This is a genomic window from Streptomyces sp. NPDC049813, from assembly GCF_044465085.1.
Taxonomy (GTDB): Bacteria; Actinomycetota; Actinomycetes; order Streptomycetales; family Streptomycetaceae; genus Streptomyces.
Window position 1 is genome coordinate 694,040 of the sequence record NZ_JBITLI010000002.1, and the last position, 17,628, is coordinate 711,667.

General features: G+C 72.3%; 21 protein-coding genes. 3 read left to right on the top strand and 18 right to left on the bottom strand.

Translation table 11 applies throughout. From position 1 onward, the window contains the following. Nucleotides 1-154 precede the first annotated feature (154 nt). The 6 genes from ACIBW6_RS07260 to ACIBW6_RS07285 form a co-directional block, all read right to left on the bottom strand. A complete protein-coding gene (locus ACIBW6_RS07260; RefSeq protein WP_399057526.1) occupies nt 155-1,042 on the bottom strand; it encodes a hypothetical protein in 888 nt (295 codons plus the stop codon). 37 nt (nt 1,043-1,079) lie between these two features. Next, entirely contained in the window at nt 1,080-3,323 is a 2,244-nt protein-coding gene (locus ACIBW6_RS07265) for a phosphotransferase family protein (RefSeq protein ID WP_399057528.1), read from the bottom strand. A 239-nt stretch (nt 3,324-3,562) separates the two neighbouring features. After that, nucleotides 3,563-3,943, bottom strand: coding sequence for a GntR family transcriptional regulator (locus tag ACIBW6_RS07270; RefSeq protein WP_399057530.1), 381 nt, complete (start codon nt 3,941-3,943; stop codon nt 3,563-3,565). A 57-nt stretch (nt 3,944-4,000) separates the two neighbouring features. Beyond that, nucleotides 4,001-4,864, bottom strand: a complete 864-nt coding sequence (locus ACIBW6_RS07275; RefSeq protein WP_399057532.1) for a winged helix-turn-helix domain-containing protein — start codon at nt 4,862-4,864, stop codon at nt 4,001-4,003. A 97-nt stretch (nt 4,865-4,961) separates the two neighbouring features. After that, nucleotides 4,962-5,795, bottom strand: a complete 834-nt coding sequence (locus tag ACIBW6_RS07280; protein WP_399057534.1) for an HAD family hydrolase — start codon at nt 5,793-5,795, stop codon at nt 4,962-4,964. Further along, nucleotides 5,744-6,640 (bottom strand): winged helix-turn-helix domain-containing protein, encoded by an 897-nt coding sequence (locus tag ACIBW6_RS07285; RefSeq protein WP_399057538.1) that lies wholly within the window; start codon nt 6,638-6,640, stop codon nt 5,744-5,746. The genes ACIBW6_RS07280 and ACIBW6_RS07285 overlap by 52 nt, the downstream gene beginning before the upstream one ends. A gap of 157 nt (nt 6,641-6,797) precedes the next feature. On the opposite strand from ACIBW6_RS07285, the gene ACIBW6_RS07290 reads away from it, so the two are divergent. Then, the gene (locus tag ACIBW6_RS07290) at nt 6,798-6,989 is read left to right on the top strand and encodes a hypothetical protein (RefSeq protein WP_399057540.1); all 192 of its coding nucleotides are present in this window, start codon (nt 6,798-6,800) and stop codon (nt 6,987-6,989) included. A gap of 9 nt (nt 6,990-6,998) precedes the next feature. Here ACIBW6_RS07290 and ACIBW6_RS07295 read toward each other — a convergent pair whose 3' ends face one another. After that, complete coding sequence (locus ACIBW6_RS07295) at nt 6,999-7,919, bottom strand: winged helix-turn-helix domain-containing protein (RefSeq protein ID WP_399057542.1); 921 nt, start codon at nt 7,917-7,919, stop codon at nt 6,999-7,001. A 215-nt stretch (nt 7,920-8,134) separates the two neighbouring features. Between ACIBW6_RS07295 and ACIBW6_RS07300 the strand changes: the two genes are divergently transcribed. After that, nucleotides 8,135-8,320, top strand: coding sequence for a hypothetical protein (locus ACIBW6_RS07300; protein ID WP_399057544.1), 186 nt, complete (start codon nt 8,135-8,137; stop codon nt 8,318-8,320). Nucleotides 8,321-8,563: 243 nt separating this feature from the next. On the opposite strand, the gene ACIBW6_RS07305 is transcribed toward ACIBW6_RS07300, so the two are convergent. Continuing rightward, nucleotides 8,564-9,844 carry a GNAT family N-acetyltransferase gene (locus tag ACIBW6_RS07305; protein ID WP_399057546.1) on the bottom strand — a complete coding sequence of 427 codons (1,281 nt, stop codon included), beginning with the start codon at nt 9,842-9,844 and terminating at the stop codon, nt 8,564-8,566. A gap of 74 nt (nt 9,845-9,918) precedes the next feature. Further along, nucleotides 9,919-10,527, bottom strand: coding sequence for an ABC transporter substrate-binding protein (locus ACIBW6_RS07310; protein ID WP_399057548.1), 609 nt, complete (start codon nt 10,525-10,527; stop codon nt 9,919-9,921). Between the two features lie 162 nt (nt 10,528-10,689). On the opposite strand from ACIBW6_RS07310, the gene dtd reads away from it, so the two are divergent. Then, on the top strand, nt 10,690-11,127 hold the full coding sequence (gene dtd / locus ACIBW6_RS07315) for a D-aminoacyl-tRNA deacylase (RefSeq protein WP_399057550.1): 438 nt from the start codon (nt 10,690-10,692) through the stop codon (nt 11,125-11,127). A 28-nt stretch (nt 11,128-11,155) separates the two neighbouring features. Here dtd and ACIBW6_RS07320 read toward each other — a convergent pair whose 3' ends face one another. The 9 genes from ACIBW6_RS07320 to ACIBW6_RS07360 all read right to left on the bottom strand — a co-directional run bounded on the left by ACIBW6_RS07320 (nt 11,156) and on the right by ACIBW6_RS07360 (nt 17,601). Continuing rightward, on the bottom strand, nt 11,156-12,136 hold the full coding sequence (locus ACIBW6_RS07320; protein ID WP_399057552.1) for a YgfZ/GcvT domain-containing protein: 981 nt from the start codon (nt 12,134-12,136) through the stop codon (nt 11,156-11,158). A 34-nt stretch (nt 12,137-12,170) separates the two neighbouring features. Next, nucleotides 12,171-12,617 carry a Fur family transcriptional regulator gene (locus ACIBW6_RS07325; RefSeq protein WP_399057554.1) on the bottom strand — a complete coding sequence of 149 codons (447 nt, stop codon included), beginning with the start codon at nt 12,615-12,617 and terminating at the stop codon, nt 12,171-12,173. Nucleotides 12,618-12,633: 16 nt separating this feature from the next. After that, nucleotides 12,634-13,206 carry an FABP family protein gene (locus ACIBW6_RS07330; RefSeq protein WP_399057556.1) on the bottom strand — a complete coding sequence of 191 codons (573 nt, stop codon included), beginning with the start codon at nt 13,204-13,206 and terminating at the stop codon, nt 12,634-12,636. Nucleotides 13,207-13,469: 263 nt separating this feature from the next. Beyond that, on the bottom strand, nt 13,470-14,366 hold the full coding sequence (locus ACIBW6_RS07335; protein WP_399057558.1) for a hypothetical protein: 897 nt from the start codon (nt 14,364-14,366) through the stop codon (nt 13,470-13,472). Then, on the bottom strand, nt 14,363-15,169 hold the full coding sequence (locus tag ACIBW6_RS07340) for a hypothetical protein (protein ID WP_399057560.1): 807 nt from the start codon (nt 15,167-15,169) through the stop codon (nt 14,363-14,365). Before ACIBW6_RS07340 ends, ACIBW6_RS07335 begins: the two co-directional genes overlap by 4 nt. Next, complete coding sequence (locus tag ACIBW6_RS07345) at nt 15,166-15,936, bottom strand: hypothetical protein (RefSeq protein ID WP_399057562.1); 771 nt, start codon at nt 15,934-15,936, stop codon at nt 15,166-15,168. Before ACIBW6_RS07345 ends, ACIBW6_RS07340 begins: the two co-directional genes overlap by 4 nt. A 114-nt stretch (nt 15,937-16,050) precedes the next feature. Continuing rightward, entirely contained in the window at nt 16,051-16,389 is a 339-nt protein-coding gene (locus ACIBW6_RS07350; protein ID WP_399057564.1) for a DUF3099 domain-containing protein, read from the bottom strand. A 51-nt stretch (nt 16,390-16,440) separates the two neighbouring features. Then, nucleotides 16,441-16,728: a DUF1416 domain-containing protein gene (locus ACIBW6_RS07355; protein ID WP_399057566.1), complete on the bottom strand. Its 288-nt coding sequence runs from the start codon at nt 16,726-16,728 to the stop codon at nt 16,441-16,443. A 27-nt stretch (nt 16,729-16,755) separates the two neighbouring features. Next, nucleotides 16,756-17,601 carry a sulfurtransferase gene (locus ACIBW6_RS07360; protein ID WP_399057568.1) on the bottom strand — a complete coding sequence of 282 codons (846 nt, stop codon included), beginning with the start codon at nt 17,599-17,601 and terminating at the stop codon, nt 16,756-16,758. Between the last annotated feature and the right edge of the window lie 27 nt (nt 17,602-17,628).

Here is a 17,628-nt window from a genome sequence, read left to right on the forward strand (position 1 = left end):
CCGGGCCACGGGTACGGGCCGGCGGCCGGGCGACCGCCGTCAGCCGCCGGGCCACGGGTACGGACCGACACCCAGGCGACTGCCGTCAGCCGCCGAGCCACGGGTACGGACCGGCACCCAGGCAGCCGTAGACACCCCCCGGTATGGCCCGCGCTCACGCCGCCGTCGCCCGCCGCCACGCCGGTGGGTCCGCCACCAGCGTCCACAGGTCGTCGAAGTGCTTGGCCCACTGAGCGATGGCCAGCTCGTCCTCCGCCCCGTTCTCACCGGCGAACATGGAGAGATCCGTGTCGTAACCCTTGGGGTCGTAGTACTCGGGGCCGCGCAGGGGCATCCGGGCCGACAGGTCGTACAGCCCGTGCAGCACCCGTTTGCGGTTGAAGATGCAGAGCTTGTACAGCGGAGGCCCCTGGTAGACGCGGTACTCGCACTGCACGTCCATCCGGCCGATGGCGGTGAGCCCGACCGCGAGGTTGGAGAGGATCTCGTCGTACTCCCGGCACTTCTCCTCCAGGCGGCGCCGGAACGCGGGATCGTCCTCGGGCCGGTCCCCCGCGCCGACCCTGGCCGGCATCTTCATCGGCCGCGCGAAGTCCGGGACGATGAAGCGCACACGCACCCGCCGCGTCACGCCCGGATTGCGGGCGAGCTGCTCCAGGCGGTGGTACAGCTCGTTGTAGAGGGTCTCCCCGGTGTATCCGAAGAAGCTGACCTCCACGTGGCGGGCGCCGAAGGCGTCGGCGACGTACCCCCCGAGATCGCGCGAGTCGACCCGCCCCCGCTCGGGCGGGCGTGCCGACGCGGTCAGCTCCTTCAGCGCGTCGTAGAGGAGGTAGCCGACGAGGCTGAGCAGCGCGCCGCCGAGGAACGTCTTGCCTTCGAGGGCGTCGCCGACGGGCCGTACGAACTGGGCGACCAGGCCGGTCACGGCGATGGCGAGGAGCAGGCAGCGGACGACCGTCGGCTCGACCCGCTGCTGAAAGCGTTTCAGCGCCCTTCGAACCCCGCCGGTGTCCGCACCGCCGCGTCTGCTGTCGACCATGCTCGTCCTCCCCCCGGGACAGGAAGGCACGCCGTGCTCAGACCGCCGCGAGTGCTCCCGGCGCGCCCCCTCCCTCATGGTCCGCGTGCGGCAGGGCCAGGGCAAGATAGGGGTTGGCCGCGGCTCCGGAGCCGGGAATCGTTCCCAGCCACTTGAGAGCCTTATGGAGTGTGGTGGTGTACGAGCCCACGGCCCGCCGGACGTTGGGGGCGTCCAGACCGGAACCCGTGACGAGCCGGTCCAGGTCCACGTAGGCGGACCGGACGACCTCGACCCCCTGGTAGACCGGGACGTCGTCGTCCCAGCCGTGCGTGTACGGCTCGGGCAGCAGCCGCGCCCAGCGGGTGTACATGCGCTCCCGGGTCTCGCGGGTCGTCGGTGTGAGGTGGATGTGCCGCACCAGGTCGTAGAGGGGATCGCCGACCATGGCCATCTCCCAGTCGATGAGGGTGAGCCCGAATCCGCGCTCGCCGCGCACCAGGTTCCACGGGTTCAGGTCGCCGTGGAGCAGGACGTACGGGCGCTCGTGCACCGCGTGTTGGCGCAGCCGCTCCTGGAGGCCCGTCGCGTCCGGCAGACCGAGCCGGGCGGCCAGTTCCTTCGAGCCGCGCGACAGGCCCGCGACCATCTCGACGAGCCGGTCGCAGAGCCACCCGTAGAAACCGGTGCCCTTCATGTCCTGGGTGAGCAGCCACGGGTCCACCCGGGCCAGCCGGCTCAGCTGATCGATCAGGTCGTGGGCCTCGCCCGGGAGCAGGCCGTGCACGGGGTGCTGGGGGCGCTGCGCCGTGTCCGGCGGCCCCTCATAGGTGTGGATGGTGAACGGCTCCGCGAAATCGCTCACCCCCAGCGCCAGGACCTTCGGCGCCCTGACGCCCGCCCCCGAGTCCTCGATGGCCCGCAGCACCGCGTGTTCGACGAGGAACCGCGGCTCGATCGGGCTGCCCGTGCCCACCTTCCTGCGCACCATGACCGGGTCGGCGTACGCGCCGGCCGAGACGACCGTGCCGAGGTGGGCCGTGCCCTTGAAGACCTGGCGTGCCGTCGCCGCGCCCTCGGCCCACAGCGCCGCCTCCACCTCGGCCTCGGAGAACGAGGTGCGCAGCGGCACCCGTTCGTCCTGGCGCCAGTTGATGGCCGCGGAGAAGGACCGGCCCCGGTGGCGTGCGCCCCGGGCCACCCGCCACCGGAAGAGCAGCGGCTCGATCGTGGCCGGGTCCATCACGTCACGCAGCCTGAGCTGGCGCTGGGAGACCACCAGCGCGCGGTGGACCTCCTCCGACGCCGCTTCCAGATCGCTCTGCGTGAACGAGTCGCCGAGCGAGCCGACCGCCCGGATCACGTCCGGGAAGACGGACTGCGCGTGCTCGAAGTCGACGTAGTGGCGCAGGTCCTCGTCGAGCCCCGCCACCGCGGCGGGGCGCACCCGGCACATCGCCTCGCGCCACCGCTCGACGACCTCCGCCCACTGCTCCTCGGGGTAGCGCATGCGGACGAGGTGGACGGCGAGGTCGTGCAGCGGGTCGCCGTACGTCGCCAGCTCCCAGTCCACGCACATCAGCGGGGGTTCGCCGTCGTAGGTGACGATGACGTTGGCCCGGTGGAGGTCGCCGTGGAGCAGGCTGAACGGGCGGGGAGTCAGCTTCGGCGTCCAGTCGGCGGACATCCTGAGCCCGCTCTCCGGGACGCCCAACGCCACGAACAGCCCGCCGAAAGCAGCCCAGTTGGGCTGCCGGATCTGTTCGTCCGCCGCGAGCGCCAGCCTGCGCAGGAAGCCTCGGCTGTCCCCGTCGCGTGGCCAGGGTGCCGGCCGCGGCGGCAGGTACTCCTCGGGGACGCGCGTCATGTCCGCGAGCAGCCCGGCGAAGGCGTCGATCAGCAGCGAGTCCACCGGTTTCCCGTCCCGGCAGACGACAGCCAGGGGGGTGCCCTCTATGTAGCTGTGGACCGCGACGTCCTCGCGTCGCGCCAGACACTGCGGTACGTGGCTGAGCCTGCCGCCGATCGCGTCGAGGACGGCCGGCTCGTCCGTCCAGGTCCTGATCACCACGGGCGGCGCGTTCTTCAGGCGGCGCCTGACCATGACGCGGGAGTCCGGCGGGAGCGCGAGCGCGGCGGCCTGCCCGGCGGAGAGCTGCACCACCCGGTTGAGGTTGTGGTGCCCGCTCAGCTTTTCGCCGTGGCACCGCGCGCCTTCGACGACCTCGTCCCACGACCGGCGGCTCCGCACATCGCAGACCTCGTCGGGCGCTTGGGGACTCCGGGCGGGATCTGCGCCCACGGGCCGCTCCTGGATACTCATGCATCGGGCCGTAACAGGCCCACAGAGTAGTGCCGCACAGCAGGCCGCACGACCGGAGTCCGAGAGTGCCGCCGACCTACCGCCCGGAGGCACCCTTCCGGGGGGACGTGTTCGGACGGGACGACCGATTCTCCAGACACAGCTGCGCCCGCTGGAGGCCGAGGGCCTGGTGTAATCCGCCGCGCCGGAGCTGCGCCACGTGGACATCGCCCCCGCCTTCAAGCCGTACCTGATCCACGGCACGCAGGCCCTGCACGCAGCGAGCTGCTGTGCCGGTGGGTGGTCCCGAGGAGCTCCTTCTGCAGCCGGGCGGTCTGCCGGCCCTCCACCGCGGCCCGAGCCGTGTCCGGCTGGACCTGCCGGGCCTTGACCACGCGTGTACCGCTGCCCTGCCGCGACACGACCCGGCCTTCCTGGCGCAGCTGCCCCAGAGCCTTCTGCACGGTGTCGCGCGAGACGGCGTAGTCCTCGGCGAGCTGCCGCTGGGCGGGCAGGAGCGCGCCGGGCGGGAAGTCCCCGCCGGCCATCCGCGTACGCAGGTCCTCGACGACACGGAAGACCCTTTCGCCGCCGTCGGCCCCGCTCCGGCCGTTCGTCACAGGCGGAACGTAGCTCTCTCGCGCCGACAGCACAGCGGTTTCGGCCGGTCCGGCCGCTCAGGCCTGACCCCGGGCCACGTGCTCCCAGATCCCGTCGAACATCGTCTGTTCGGCCCGTACGAAGGGCCCCTCGTCCCCGCCGGCGTCGAAGGCGAACATCGGGGTGTCGAAGCCCTCCACGTCGCACAGGGGCACCGGGTTCGCTCCCTCGTAGTCCTCGATCTCGCGGAGGAAACGGCCGGGGATGTAGTGGCCGACCAGGGCCACCCGCCGGTTGAGCAGGTAGGCCTTCCGGGTCGGCGTGCCCAGGGTGTAGCGGAAGTCGACGTGCGCGTCGATGCCGCTGCGGCGCAGGCCCCCGATGGTGTTCGTCAGGACGGTGTGCTGGGCCGCCCGCTGGGCGCGGCTGCGCTGTTTGACGGCCGCGTCGAGCTTCTCGTCGTGGCCCCAGCCCTTGTCCGGCGAGGGGTAGTCGAGGTCCTGGTCGAGGAGGGGCAGCAGGACCCGCAGATGGACCGAGTCGGGGCGGTCGGCGCCCTCGTAGACGCGGCGCAGCGGCTCACCCAGTGCCGTCATCAGCGTCTCCGCCGTCAGGCACGCCACATCGATGCGCACCCGCGGCTCCCCGAAGGCCGCCACGAGCCGCGGGCCCAGGATGCTGCGCGCCGCGCGCGAACCCTGTGTGGACGCCGCCACCTGGGGCGGGCTGCCCTTGCTCACGTTGGTCAGCAGGCCGTCCGCCTGGAGGCGCTGCAAGGCCTGGCGGACCGCGCCGCGCTCCACGCCGAACTCCTCGGCGAGCGCGGCCTGCGTCGGCATCCGGTCGCCCGCCCGCAGCGTGCCCTGCTTGATGCGCTCCCGCAGGACGCCGGCGATGACGTCGGGGGTGGTCCTGGGGCCGGGGCCGTTCTCGTCGTTCACCGCGCCACTCCCCTCCCGCGCCGCCAAGTCCCGACAACCCTACGGCAGTTGGCTGCCAACTCCACCCGTTGTGCACCAAGAAAACGGAATGCGCGGGTCAGGCCGATCGCAGGAGGGACAGGATCGTCTCCAGGGACCCGACCACGTGCCGCGCCCCGGCCTCCCGCAGCAGCGCCGCCTTGCGCTCGTTGTGCGCGTAGCCCAGGAAGGCGACACCGGCGGCCCGGGCGGCGAGGAGGTCCGTGGGGGCGTCGCCGATCATCAGCGCGGTGGCCGGGGCCGCGCCCATGGCGCTCAGCGCGCGGACGAGGCAGTAGGGGTGCGGCTTGAGGAGCCGCAGATCCTGGGTGCGGCCGTAGATGTGCGGCTCGAAACAGGCGGACAGACGCCGGCTCTCCAGATAGCGGCGGGCGGCCTCCGCCGAGTTGTTGGTGGTGACGGCCAGCCGGGCGCCGACCGCGGTCCAGGTGCGGATCAGCGGATCGGCGTGCGCGGTGGGCCACGCCGAGCCGACGGCGCGCAGCTCCTGGACGGTGAGCCGGCGCTCCATCTCGATGACCAGGTCGCTGTCCGGCCGCTGCAGCCCGAGGCTGCGCAGCGCGCTGTGCGGGTCCGCGTCGACGCGCTCGTCGTGCGTCAGAGCCTCGCCCAGCCCCTGCGCGTCCAGCCAGCGGACCTGCTCCCGCGCGATCAGCGGCGCCGGCCGCCCGGCGAACAGGCGGCAGATCGGCCCGTCGAAGTCGAAGAGGACGTGACGGGCACCCCCGACCAGCTCGGCCAGTCGGGCCAGCTCTCCACGCCGCTCCTGCGCAGCCAACTTCCCCGCCTCGTCCGCCTCTTCGGCCACCGGGACATTCTGCTTCGTCGCGTCTGAAGTCACTAGGAGAGTGTCAGGTCGGACGTGATGGTTTCCCAGAGGGCGGTGAACCACTTCTGCGACTCCTCCACGAACGACCGGTCCCGGTGGCCCGCCCGCTTCTCGAAGGAGAACAGCAGGGCCTGGGAGCCGGTGGCGGCGTACATCTCCAGCTTCGTACCGCTGTCGATCTCCTCCTCGCGGCGCGTGACCATGTAGTACGAGAGCAGCGCCTCCTCGTCGTTGAGCAGGTAGAGCTTGACCGGCGGGGTGAACGGCAGGGCGCGGAAGGTGACCTGGACGTCGATGCCGTGGGAGGAGCGCAGGGAGCGCAGGTTGTGCCGCAGGACCTGCCCCTGGGCGTTGCGGGTGGCGAGCCAGCGCTCGTGCACGGCCTCGTCGTCGGCCCGGTCGGTGCCGTCCGGGCCGTCCGGGACCGGGACCGGGAAGGCCAGCTCGATGTCCCGGCTGGGCAGCAGGATGCGGGCGTCGATGGACTCCGGGCGCATCCGGCCCTCGTGGATCAGGCGCAGCGGCTCGCCCAGGGCCAGCATCAGGGTCTCGGAGGTCATGCAGACGGCGTCGATCCGCACCTGGGGCCGGGCGAACGCCTCCACCAGGCGGGGCGCGAGCGCGACCATGGTGGGCCGCGGCGCGTCGCGGCCGGGAGCCGTGGGGGCGATGCGCGGCGGGCTGCCCTTGCTGATGTTGCTCAGGAGGCCGTCGGTCTGGAGGAGGTGGAGGGCCTGGCGGACCGTGCCGCGCTCCACACCGAACTCGTCGGCGAGCGTGGCCTGCGTGGGGAGCCGGTCGCCCGGCTTGAGCCGGCCCGCCCGGATCCGCTCGCGCAGGTCGTCCGCGATCGCCTGCGGGGAGAGTCTCCCGTTTCCGTTCAGTGTCGCGTCTGCCATGTCAGCCATGTCTGCCACGCTCCCGGGTCACGACCAAATGGTACAACTCACTTCCATTTGGCGGGAGTTGTTGAGGACTTGTTTACCCCTGGCCGCCAAGTGGGCACAACCCTAATGGAGTTGGTAGCCAACTTGGGCCAACAATGAGAAGCAGGAGGGAACCGTCATGGCTGTTCTGAGCCTCCTCTCCGCGGTGTTCGTGATCACCATCGAGCAGCTCGTCCAGTGGCACTACGGGCCGGCCGGCATCGCCGGCCTGCTGCTGCTGACCATCGGCGCGAAGACCAGGAACGCCACGTGCAGTTCGGTCGGCGGCGCGCTGCTCGCGATCATGGTGGCAGGACCCGCCCTGCACTGACAGCCCGGCTCAGGAACCGAAGCGCAGCTCCGTGCTGATCGTGTTCCACAGGCTGTTGAACCACAGGTGGGACTGCTCGACGAAGGTCGTGTCGCGCAGCCCCGCCCCCTGTTCGAACGCGAACAGCATCTGCCGCACGCCCTGCGCGTCGTAGACGTCCACCCGCTCCTGGTCGATCAGCTCGCCGCGCCGGCTCAGCGTGTAGTACGCGAAGAGCGCCTCGGCGTTGTTGAGCAGGTACAGCTTGACCGGCGGCGTGAACGGCAGCGCGCGGAAGGCGACCTGGACGTCGACGCCGTGCGAGGCGCGCAGGGCCAGCAGGTTGTGCCGTAGTACCTGCCCCTGCGCGTTGCGCTGCTGGAGCCAGTAGTGCTGGAGCCGGTCGCCCGTCACGCCGTCCGCGCCGACGGCCGCGTCGGCCGGGGCCGGGAAGGCGAGGTCGATGTCGCGGCTCGGCAGCAGGACCCGCACCCGCACCCTGGCCGGTTTTATGCGGCCCGCGTGGATCTGGCGCAGCGGCTCGCCCATCGCGAGGGTCAGCGAGACCGAGGTCAGGCACAGGGCGTCGATCTCCACCTCCGGCCGCCGGAACGCCGCCGCGACCTTCTGGGAGAGCGTGACCATCGTCGGCTGCGGGGACGCCCCGGGGCCGCCGGGCGGGGCCGGGACGGTCTCCGCGACGGTGGCCGGGCTCCCTTTCGAGACGTTGGCCAGCAGCTGCTCGGAGTGCAGGACGCGCAGCGCGTGCCGGACGACGGACCGCTCCACCCCGAAGTCGTCCGCGAGCCGCGCCTGTGTGGGCATGCGCTGGCCGGGACGGAGCTGCCCGGCGCGGATCCGGGCACGCAGCTCGTCGGCCACCTCGCGGTACGTCCACTGCTCCCGCGGCGGCCGGGTCCGTCCGCCCGCGGCGGCAGGCTCCCCACTCACACCCGAACCCTACAACTTCCCGCCATCTTTGGGGAGTTGAGGAGAAGGTGGTTATGAGTCGCGGTCCAACGGAGATAAGTACCAGTGAGTTGGTGACCAACTTAGGCGACATGGTCAGACAACAACGGGGGTTGGCGTCGACCGTGGGGGTTGGTCTACGCCAGCGCCGTGGAGCGCGAGTTGGTCACCACTCGGACCTGAAGGAGGTAAGTCCCATGCCGGTCTTCGCCATCCTCATCGCCGCCCTCGCCATCGGATTCGAACAGCTCATCCAGTGGAAGTACGGCCCGATGGGCATCATCGCCTTCATCGTGCTGTCCGTCGGCCTCAAGGCCAAGAACACCACCCTCAGCGGCATCGGCGCGGCGATCCTCGTCCTGCTGCTGGCCCAGAGCGGCTGACCGGGCTCCCTTCCGGAGGGGAGCCGGGAGCCCGGTCGGTCCATCACCGCCACCGGAGACGGGGCCCGGCCCGCACCCGACCACGGGCCGGACCTCAGCACACGCCAGGCACCTCGGCACACGCCAGGCACCTCCGCACACACCAGGCACCTCAGCCGACGCCAGGCACGTCGGCCGGCGTCAGGCATCTCGGACACACCAGGCACCTCAGCCGGTGCCAGACCTCAGGCGGTGCCAGGCACGTCAGAACACATCGGGGCACCACGGTCGCCGCGGCGTACGCAGCAGGGCGTCGGCGGCAGCCGCGGCGCCCGCCTCCTCCTCCACGAGCCGGCCCAGGGCCGCCAGCCGTACCGCGGATGCGTCGCCCAGCCACAGCGCGCCCAGCTCGCCGATGTCCAGGCTGATCCGGGGCGCCGCGGTGGTCGGCTCGCAGACCGCGCCGTCGGGCGTCACCGCCAGCCGGAACCGGCCCGCGGCGAGCCCGGCCCGGTCGTGCACCTCCAGGACCAGCTCCCCCGAGGCCTGGTAGGAGCGCGCCTCCAGGGCCCGGACGACGTCCAGGATCCGCACCCACAGCAAGTCGGCCTGGGTCACCACGCGGGCCGCGCGCGGATCGGGCAGCAGCTCCGGCACCAGGTCGTCGGGGGCCCGGCCGTCGGTGCGAACGGTGGTGGCCCAGTCGACCGAGCAGAGGTGGTGCCACAGCGCCCGCTCGGCGGCCGGGGTGACCCCGGCGAGGCGCACGACGGTCAGCGTGTTCGCCGGCACCTTGGCGGTGCTCCAGTGGCCGTCACTCCGGTACGCGACCAGCCCCTCCACCTCACCGCGCGCGTTGCGGTACACCGCGTGGAAGGGCTCGGTCCAGGGGTCCTCGGGCGCCGGCCACAGGCCCGTCTCGTACTGCCACCAGTAGGCGTCCCGGCTGACCACGCCCGCGACCCGGGCGCCCAGCCGCTCGTGCAGCGCGGGCCCGATCGCGCGCACCTCCTCGGCGTCGGCCGGATCGATCCGGCCGCCGTCCATGGGGCCCGGCCGGCGCGGGTCGAGCCCGGCCCGGGCCACGTCGATCTCCCACTGCGTGGTGGTGGCCGCGGGCCCGAACCCGTACCGCCCGTAGATCCGGTACTCGGCGGCGATCAGCGTCGCGGCCACGTCGCCGCGCTCCTTCGCCTCGGCGAGGTCGGCGGCCATCATGCGGCTGAGCAGGCCGCGGCGGCGGTGGGTGGCGGTGACCGTGACGTTCGTGATCGCGTCGGTGGGGACCCTCGCCCCGCCGGGGACGGTCAGCTCCTGCGCGAAGGAGCGGAAGGTCGCGACCTGCCGCGTGCCGTCCCCGCCGCCCGCGGGGGCGAAGGCGGCCCGGGTGCGGGCGAGGTCGAAGTGGGCGAGGCGCCGGGCCACGGTCTGCGGCGACGCGGTCGGCGGGCGCAGGAACCCGCTGTTGAGCGCCCGGCTCCAGGCCGGCAGCTCGTCCTCGGTGATGGGCCGTACGTCGATGTCTTCGGCGGCGCTGGGGATCATGCCGACCACGGTAGGACGGGCCGGGCGGGGCGTCGCGCGAATTGTCGGCGGCCACCGCGCCCCCGCGCCGGGTGTCAGCCGCCCACCAGCAGGTCCTCGACCTGCGCCTCGCCCTCGCGGTAGCGGCGGGCGATCTCCGCGCTGCAGTCGTCCGCGGTGCGCTGCAGATGCTGGCGGCGCCGCGAGACCTGCTGCTCGTAGTGGACGAGGCGGCCCATCGCCGCGTGCAGCTCGCCGTCCGTACGGGCCGCGAGGTCGGAGAGCTCGACCTCGGAGAGCATCTCGGCGGCCAGCCGCCGGAACTCCTCGCTGTGCGGGGTGCCGACGGTGACGTGCCGGGCCGAGGAGCGCGTCCGCGTCGGCTGGTCGCGCAGGATCTCCGGGAGCCGGTCCACGACGGGCGCCTCCGGGTCGCGGCGCCGGCCCAGCTCGGCGCGGAGGATGTCGATGCGGCCCTGGAGCAGCCGGCGCACGTAGCTGAGGTCCGCCTCGTCCTGCTGCGACTCGCGGCGCACCCGGCGCAGTTCGGGCAGGCGCAGCCCGGCCAGGTCGTGCCGGGGGGCGGCGGGCAGCTCGGGACCGGCGAGGCGCTGCACCGGCGGCCGGACCAGCGGGGCGACCCGGCCGCCGTGCGTCAGGGAGACCGGCCCCCCGGGCGGGTTCGAACTCGGTGTGTGGCTCATGGCGTGGGCATCCATGGTGTGTACCGTCCCCTCGACCGGACCGACGCCGTGCGCCACCGGCGCACCACGTGTGTGCATGGTGCCACTCCCGATGCCCGCTCTGTGCGCGAGTACCCCATATCGGCCCCGGATGGGGGGTTCGCCGCACGGCATGATGGCCTCATGCGAGCAGTGGTACAGCGAGTGGACGGCGCGAGCGTCGTCGTGGACGAGGACGGCGGGCAGCGGACCGTCGGCGCGATCGAGGGCGAGGGCCTGTGCGTCCTGGTCGGCGTCACGCACGAGGACACGAAGGAGAAGGCGGCCCAACTGGCCCGGAAACTATGGAGCGTTCGGATGCTCACCGACGAGAAGTCGTGCAGCGACATCGACGCGCCGCTCCTCGTGATCAGCCAGTTCACGCTTTACGGTGACGCCCGCAAGGGCCGCCGCCCCACCTGGAACGCGGCGGCCCCGGGCGAGGTCGCCGAGCCGCTGGTGGAGGAGGTCGTGTCCCAGCTGCGGGCGCTCGGCGCGACCGTGGCGACGGGCCGGTTCGGGGCGCGGATGCGGGTGTCCCTGACCAACGACGGCCCGTTCACGGTGCTGCTGGAGATGTAGCGGCGGGCGGGACTTTTCTGAACTGGCCCTACGGCTGGACGACGACCTCCTGCGCCGCGGCCGTCGTCTCCGCCATCAGCTCCGCGTCCACCGGCACGTTCCGCTTCACCAGCGCGAGCGCGATCGGGCCGAGCTCGTGGTGGCGTACGGACGTCGTCACGAAGCCGATCTTGCGGCCCTCCGGGCCCTCCGCGGCGAGCCGCACCTCCGCGCCGTGCGGCGGCAGGTGCACCTCGCTGCCGTCGAGGTGGAGGAAGACCAGGCGGCGCGGCGGCTTGCCCAGGTTCTGCACGCGCGCGACGGTCTCCTGCCCGCGGTAGCACCCCTTCTGGAGGTGGACCGCGGTGCCCAGCCAGCCCAGCTCGTGCGGGATGGTGCGGTGGTCGGTCTCGAAGCCGAGGCGGGGCCGGTGCTGCTCGACACGGAGCGCCTCGTACGCGAGCAGCCCGACGGCCGGGCCGTGCTCGCGCGCGTACGCCTCCAGGTCGCCGCGGGGCAGGAAGACGTCCCGCCCGTACGGGGTCTCGCGCACCGCCGCCCCGTCCGGCACCGGCGCGAGGGAGCCGGCGGGCAGGTGCACGACGGCGAACGCGGCGGTGCGGTCGGCGACCTCGACCCGGTAGAAGAACTTCATCGACTCCAGGTACGCGAGGAGCGCCTCCTGGGTGCCCGGCTCCACGTGCGCCCACGTCGTCGTGCCGTCGTCGACGAGGTACAGGGCGTGCTCGATGTGGCCGTTGGCGGACAGGACCAGCGCCTCGGTCGCCCGGCCCGGGGGGAGGTCGGCGACGTGCTGGGTCAGCAGCAGGTGGAGCCAGCTCAGCCGGTCCTCGCCGGTGACGGTGAGGACACCGCGGTGCGAGAGGTCGACGACGCCCGTGCCGTCGGCGAGGGCGCGCTGCTCGCGGAACAGATCGCCGTAGTGCGCGGCGACCCCTTCGTCCACGCCTTCGCCGGGGACGGCACCGGGCAGGGTCAGCAGGGGGCTGCTCGTTGAAAGTCGCTGCATGGTCACCCACATTACGACGAGCGGCCGGACCGGCTTATTCCTGCGCGGCCTCGTGGGCCTTCGCGCAGTCCCGGCAGCGGCCGAAGATCGCGAAGTGCTTCAGGTCGGTGTCGAAGCCGAACTGCTCGCGCAGCTTCGCGGTGAACTCGGCGGCGACGCCCACGTCGGCCTCGATCACGTCCGTGCAGTCCCGGCAGACCAGGTGGATGTGGTGGTGCCGGTCGGCCAGGTGGTAGGTGGGCGCTCCGTGGCCGAGGTGCGCGTGCGAGACGAGCCCGAGCTCCTCCAGGAGCTCCAGCGTCCGGTACACCGTGGAGATGTTGACGCCCGACGCGGTCCTGCGCACTTCGCACAGGATGTCGTCGGGCGTCGCGTGCTCCAGGGTGTCCACGGCCTCCAGGACCAGCTGACGCTGCGGCGTCAGCCGGTAGCCGCGCTGCCGCAGATCGCTCTTCCAGTCGATTCCCTCGGTGCTCACCACACCGTCGAGTCTAGGACTACTTGAAAAAGGCGATGCCGTCGTCGGGCATGTCCGGGAGGTTGCGCGCCATCTCGGCGACCTCCTCCGGCGTGACGACCTTCTTGAGTTGGGCCGACATGTAGGGGCGCAGCGGGACCTCGGGGGTCTGCTTCTCGCCGACCCACATGAGGTCGCTCTTCACGTAGCCGTAGAGCCGCTTGCCGCCGGTGTACGGCCCGGAGGCCGCGGTGCGCGCGACGGCGTCGGTGGCCAGGTCGATCTGCGGCTTCTTGTCGGCCAGCTCGCCGTACCAGACCTCGACGACGCCGTCGTCGCGGACCATGACGACCTCGACCTTGCGGTCCTTGTCGATGCGCCAGAAACCGGCCTCGGACTCCAGGGCCCGGACCTTGTTCCCCTCCGCGTCGAGGATCCAGCTGTGCGAGTGGTACTCCAGGAAGTCCCGCCCGTCGTGGGTGAAGGAGACCTCCTGACCGAAGTTGGCCTTCTCGGCGCCGGGGAAGTCGGTGACGCCCGCGCCCGCCCAGTCGCCCAGCAGGAACGCGAGCGGGAGCAGGTCGGGGTGCAGGTCGGACGGGATCTGGATCATGAGCGGTTCAGAAGTCTCTCGGTGGACTGTCGTACGGGACGTACGGGACGTACGGGGGTCAGCGCTGGCCCTGGTACAGCTTCTTCACGGTCAGACCGGCGAAGGCGAGGACGCCGACGCAGACCAGGACAAGGAGAGCGGAGAAGAAGGCCTCAAGCACGGGGTGCTCCTCGGTGAGCGGGATACATACAGAGCCGGGCCCCACTGTAGTCGGGTGGGGCCCGGACCTCTCGGCGAGGTCGGCCGCATGGGCGGGCGGGGGCTCAGCCGAGGAGCTCGCTCTGGAGCGCGACGGTCTGCTGGAACGGCACGGCCGGGGCCGTCCCCTTCCGCTGCTGCGTCACCAGGGCCACCATGTCCCCGGCCACCAGGTACGCCTGCCGCACGTGGGCCGCGCCCCGAGGGCTCGGCTCGTCGTACGGGTACAGGGTGACGTCCGCGCCGTGCGCTTTCTCGGGGTACTCCAGGTCCAGCTCCGCGCCCTGCGCCCCGGTCAGGTAGTGCTGCGGCGTCCCGCCGCCCGCCATGCCGTCGGCGACCGCGGTGGCCTCCGCGCCCGTGTTGAAATGCAGCAGGAAGATCCGGGTGCGAGTGCCGTCCGGCATCAGCCAGCCGCGTCCCGTGATGTGCCGCAGCCCCGCGTCGGCCAGGTCGAGCGTCAGCCCGTCGCGCTCCCCGGGCTCGAACTGGGCGAGGAAGGCCTTGGTCTCCACCCAGCCGTGGTCGGTGCGCAGCCCCGGATCGGGGCGGGCCCCGGCGGGCCCGGGCAGGACGAGGTCGCGCGGGTCCGCATAGTGGGCCTCGGCCCGGTTGCGCTCGTCGAACGGGCGTGGGGCGCCCTTCGGCAGGGCGGGGCGGGTCAGGACCGGATACTCCCAGCGGCCGTCCGACTCGGTGGCCAGACCGGGCAGGTCGGACCGCTTCTGCTGAGTGATCCCATAAGCCGTGCCACCCGCCACGACGGCGAACACGACGACGGCGGCGCTCCACCGCAGCACGGCCCGCAGCACCCGCCGAGTCGGGGGCGCCGGGGGCACCGGGGTCACCGGGGTCACCGGGGTCACCGGGGCGAACACCGGCACGGCCGGCGGTGTGGCCTCGGAGGTCTCCTGCGCCTCGGGTGTCCCGGGCGACGGGCTGGTGAGTTGGTTGTCGCTCATATCGCCTCCCCTACGTTGCCGAGCCGGTCCAGCTGCGCGCGGAGCAGCTTCACGGGCTCGCCCGAACCCACGAGCCCGTTTCCGCGAGCGCCGTCGACCGGGTTCTTCTTCGTGCCGGACGCCGCGAGGGTGACCAGGACATCGCCCCGGTGGGCGGAGCAGAAGATCTTCTCCAGCTTCTCGTCGGTGTCGCTGGGCATGAGGTAGCAGCGCGCTTCCCCGTTGCCGTGGACCGTGGGTCCGTTGGGGACCCCGATCGCGTCGAACGCCGCCGCCTGGGAGCGGGCGAGGCTCCGCGCGACGCCGCTCGTCCTCATCCGGTACAGGGAGACCGTGGCGACGATGCCGCCCGCGGCCTTGTCCCCCGACGCGTACGAGCGCACGGCCATGCTGGTCACCTTCTGCCGGTCGATCTCGCGTTCCAGGCTCCGGCGCCGGGAGAGCGGCAGCACGCGCAGCGACTTCTTGCGCAGCGCCGTGGCCTCCCGCTCGGAGAACTCCTTGTCGCTGCCGAACTCATCCAGGTCCGGTCCGGCCTCGTACCCGTCCGGGTAGGGCAGGAGCGAGACCCCGACGCCCCGGTGGCCGGTGCCGGCGGGCGCGTCGTGGCCGCCGGAGGGGAACCGCCAGCGGGGCGGCCCCGGCTGCCGGTCCGCGGTCGCCACCCGGGAGACCGTGACCCCGATCCCGGTGCCGGCCGCGCCCAGGACCAGCGCGGTCACGACCAGGCCCACGACGAGCCGGCGGCGCCGGGGCCGTGGCCTGTTCTCTCCGGCCTCGTTCTGCGGCTGGTGCTCGCTCACATCCGCCCCCACTGCGCGCGTGCGAGCTGCATGGCCCGCTTCTTGCCGATGGGCCGGTCACTGCTGATCCACAGGTCCATCATCAGATCCCCGCGGCCCGCGACGGCCTCCGCCTCGTACCGGCCGGTCTCGGGATCGGTCCGGCTGCTGACGTAGACCAGGCCGGTGCCGGAGCCCGGGAGGTCATCGGGGCTGTCCTTCTCGAAGCGCAGCCCCATCGACGACTGCTGCGTGAGCACGGCGTCGCCCGCGGAGGTGTCCTCCAGGTCGCGGTACTGCGTGAGCCGGATCTCGACGTCCAGGGCGCCCTCGGTCCACTTCACGCTCGCCGCGCGCCGGAAGCCGTTCTTCAGCAGCGCGGAGAAGGCCCACTCGGGGCGGTCGTACGTCTCGGCGACCTGCGCGGCGTCCATCCAGGCGTCGTCGCCTGTGCCGCCGGAGCGGTCACGAGCGCCCCGCGGCGGGCTCAGCAGCAGGCGCCGCAGGTCCCCCTCTGTGCGCACGGCGCGGTCGTGCGCGGCGGACGGCGGCGGTGCGACGCCCTCGGCCTGCGCGACGGAGGGCTGCGACAGGGCCGCGAGCCGGTCCGGGGCGCGGTCGGCCTGCACGATGTACCCGGTGCACACCCCGGCCACCGCTCCAAGCGCCACGGCGCAGGCGATCAGCGCCGTGGTGCGGCCGCGGCGGCGGTGCGGCGGCCCTGGCGGCCGCGGCGGTTCCGCGGGTGGTGCCGGGAGCACCGGGTGCGGAGTCTGTACGTCATCCAACGGGTTCCCCCCACGGAACGCGAGGCACGGATTCCGTATCCGCGCGCACAGGAGACCCGTGGGGACCCGTGCAGGTTGCACGGAAATGGATAACGAAAGGGCCTCACCCGCGGTTCAGGGGCGGGGCGGGCGTTTCTTGCCGTCGAGTTCGTCCCACCACTCGTCGGAGCGGGCGTCGCCCGAGGGGTCGTCCCACCAGCGGTCCTCGGGGCCGCGGCGGTTGGCGACGATGGCGGCGACCGGCGGGATGACCATGGCGACGACGCACATGGCGACGGCCGCGGGCACCGACCAGAGCCGCACGACGGCCCAGGCCAGCACGAAGAGGCCGACGCACAGCCCCATCATGGCGAAGTACAGATGCTTCCGCCGCGCGTACATGTCCTCAGCGTAAGCCCGGCGCGACGGCCGCGGGCAAGCCGAAGGACCGCACCCCGATCCAGTGGCGTCCAACCCCCGGGGGTGCGGCCCTTCAGCCGTTCGGTGCGCGCCGCGGCGCCGCCGTCACACGGCGATCGCGACCTCCGCGAGCCCGCCGGTCCGCGCGACGACCGTACGGTCCGCCGTGCCGCCCGGGACCAGCGCGCGCAGCGTCCACGTGCCCTCGGCCGCGTAGAAGCGGAACTGGCCCGTGGCCGAGGTGGGGACCTCGGCGGTGAACTCGCCGGTCGAGTCCAGGAGCCGGACGTAGCCCGTCACCGGCTCGCCGTCGCGGGTCACCTGGCCCTGGATCGTGGTCTCACCGGGCTTGATCGTCGAGGCGTCGGGGCCGCCGGCCTTCGCTCCACACATGCTGAACTCCTAGAAGAGAGAGGGCTGTTACTTGTTGGCGCCGAGCTCGATCGGCACGCCGACGAGGGAGCCGTACTCGGTCCACGAGCCGTCGTAGTTCTTGACGTTCTCGACGCCGAGCAGCTCGTGCAGCACGAACCAGGTCAGCGCGGAACGCTCACCGATGCGGCAGTACGCGACGGTGTCCTTGGCGAGGTCGACCTGCTCGTCCTCGTACAGGGCCTTGAGCTCGTCGTCCGACTTGAACGTGCCGTCGTCGTTGGCGTTCTTCGACCACGGGATGTTGCGCGCGGACGGGACGTGGCCCGGGCGCTGCGACTGCTCCTGCGGGAGGTGGGCCGGGGCGAGCAGCTTGCCGGAGAACTCGTCGGGCGAGCGCACGTCGACCAGGTTCTGGTTGCCGATCGCGTTCACCACGTCGTCGCGGAAGGCGCGGATCGAGGCGTCCTGCGGCTTGGCCTTGTACTGGGTGGCCGGGCGGTCGGGCACCTGCGCGCCGTCGACCAGGTCGCGGGAGTCCAGCTCCCACTTCTTGCGGCCGCCGTCGAGGAGCTTCACGTCCTGGTGGCCGTAGAGCTTGAAGTACCAGTACGCGTACGAGGCGAACCAGTTGTTGTTGCCGCCGTAGAGGACGACGGTCGTGTCGTTGGCGATGCCCTTCTTCGACAGCAGCTCCTCGAAGCCGGCCTGGTCGATGAAGTCACGCCGGACCGGGTCCTGGAGGTCCTTGGTCCAGTCGATGCGGATCGCGTTCTTGATGTGGTTCTTGTCGTACGCCGACGTGTCCTCGTCGACCTCGACGATCGCCACGTTCTCGTTGTCGAGGTTGGCCTCGACCCAGTCGGCATCGACCAGGACGTCGCTGCGGCTCATGCTGTCTTCCTCCGGGGCAGTTGCGGC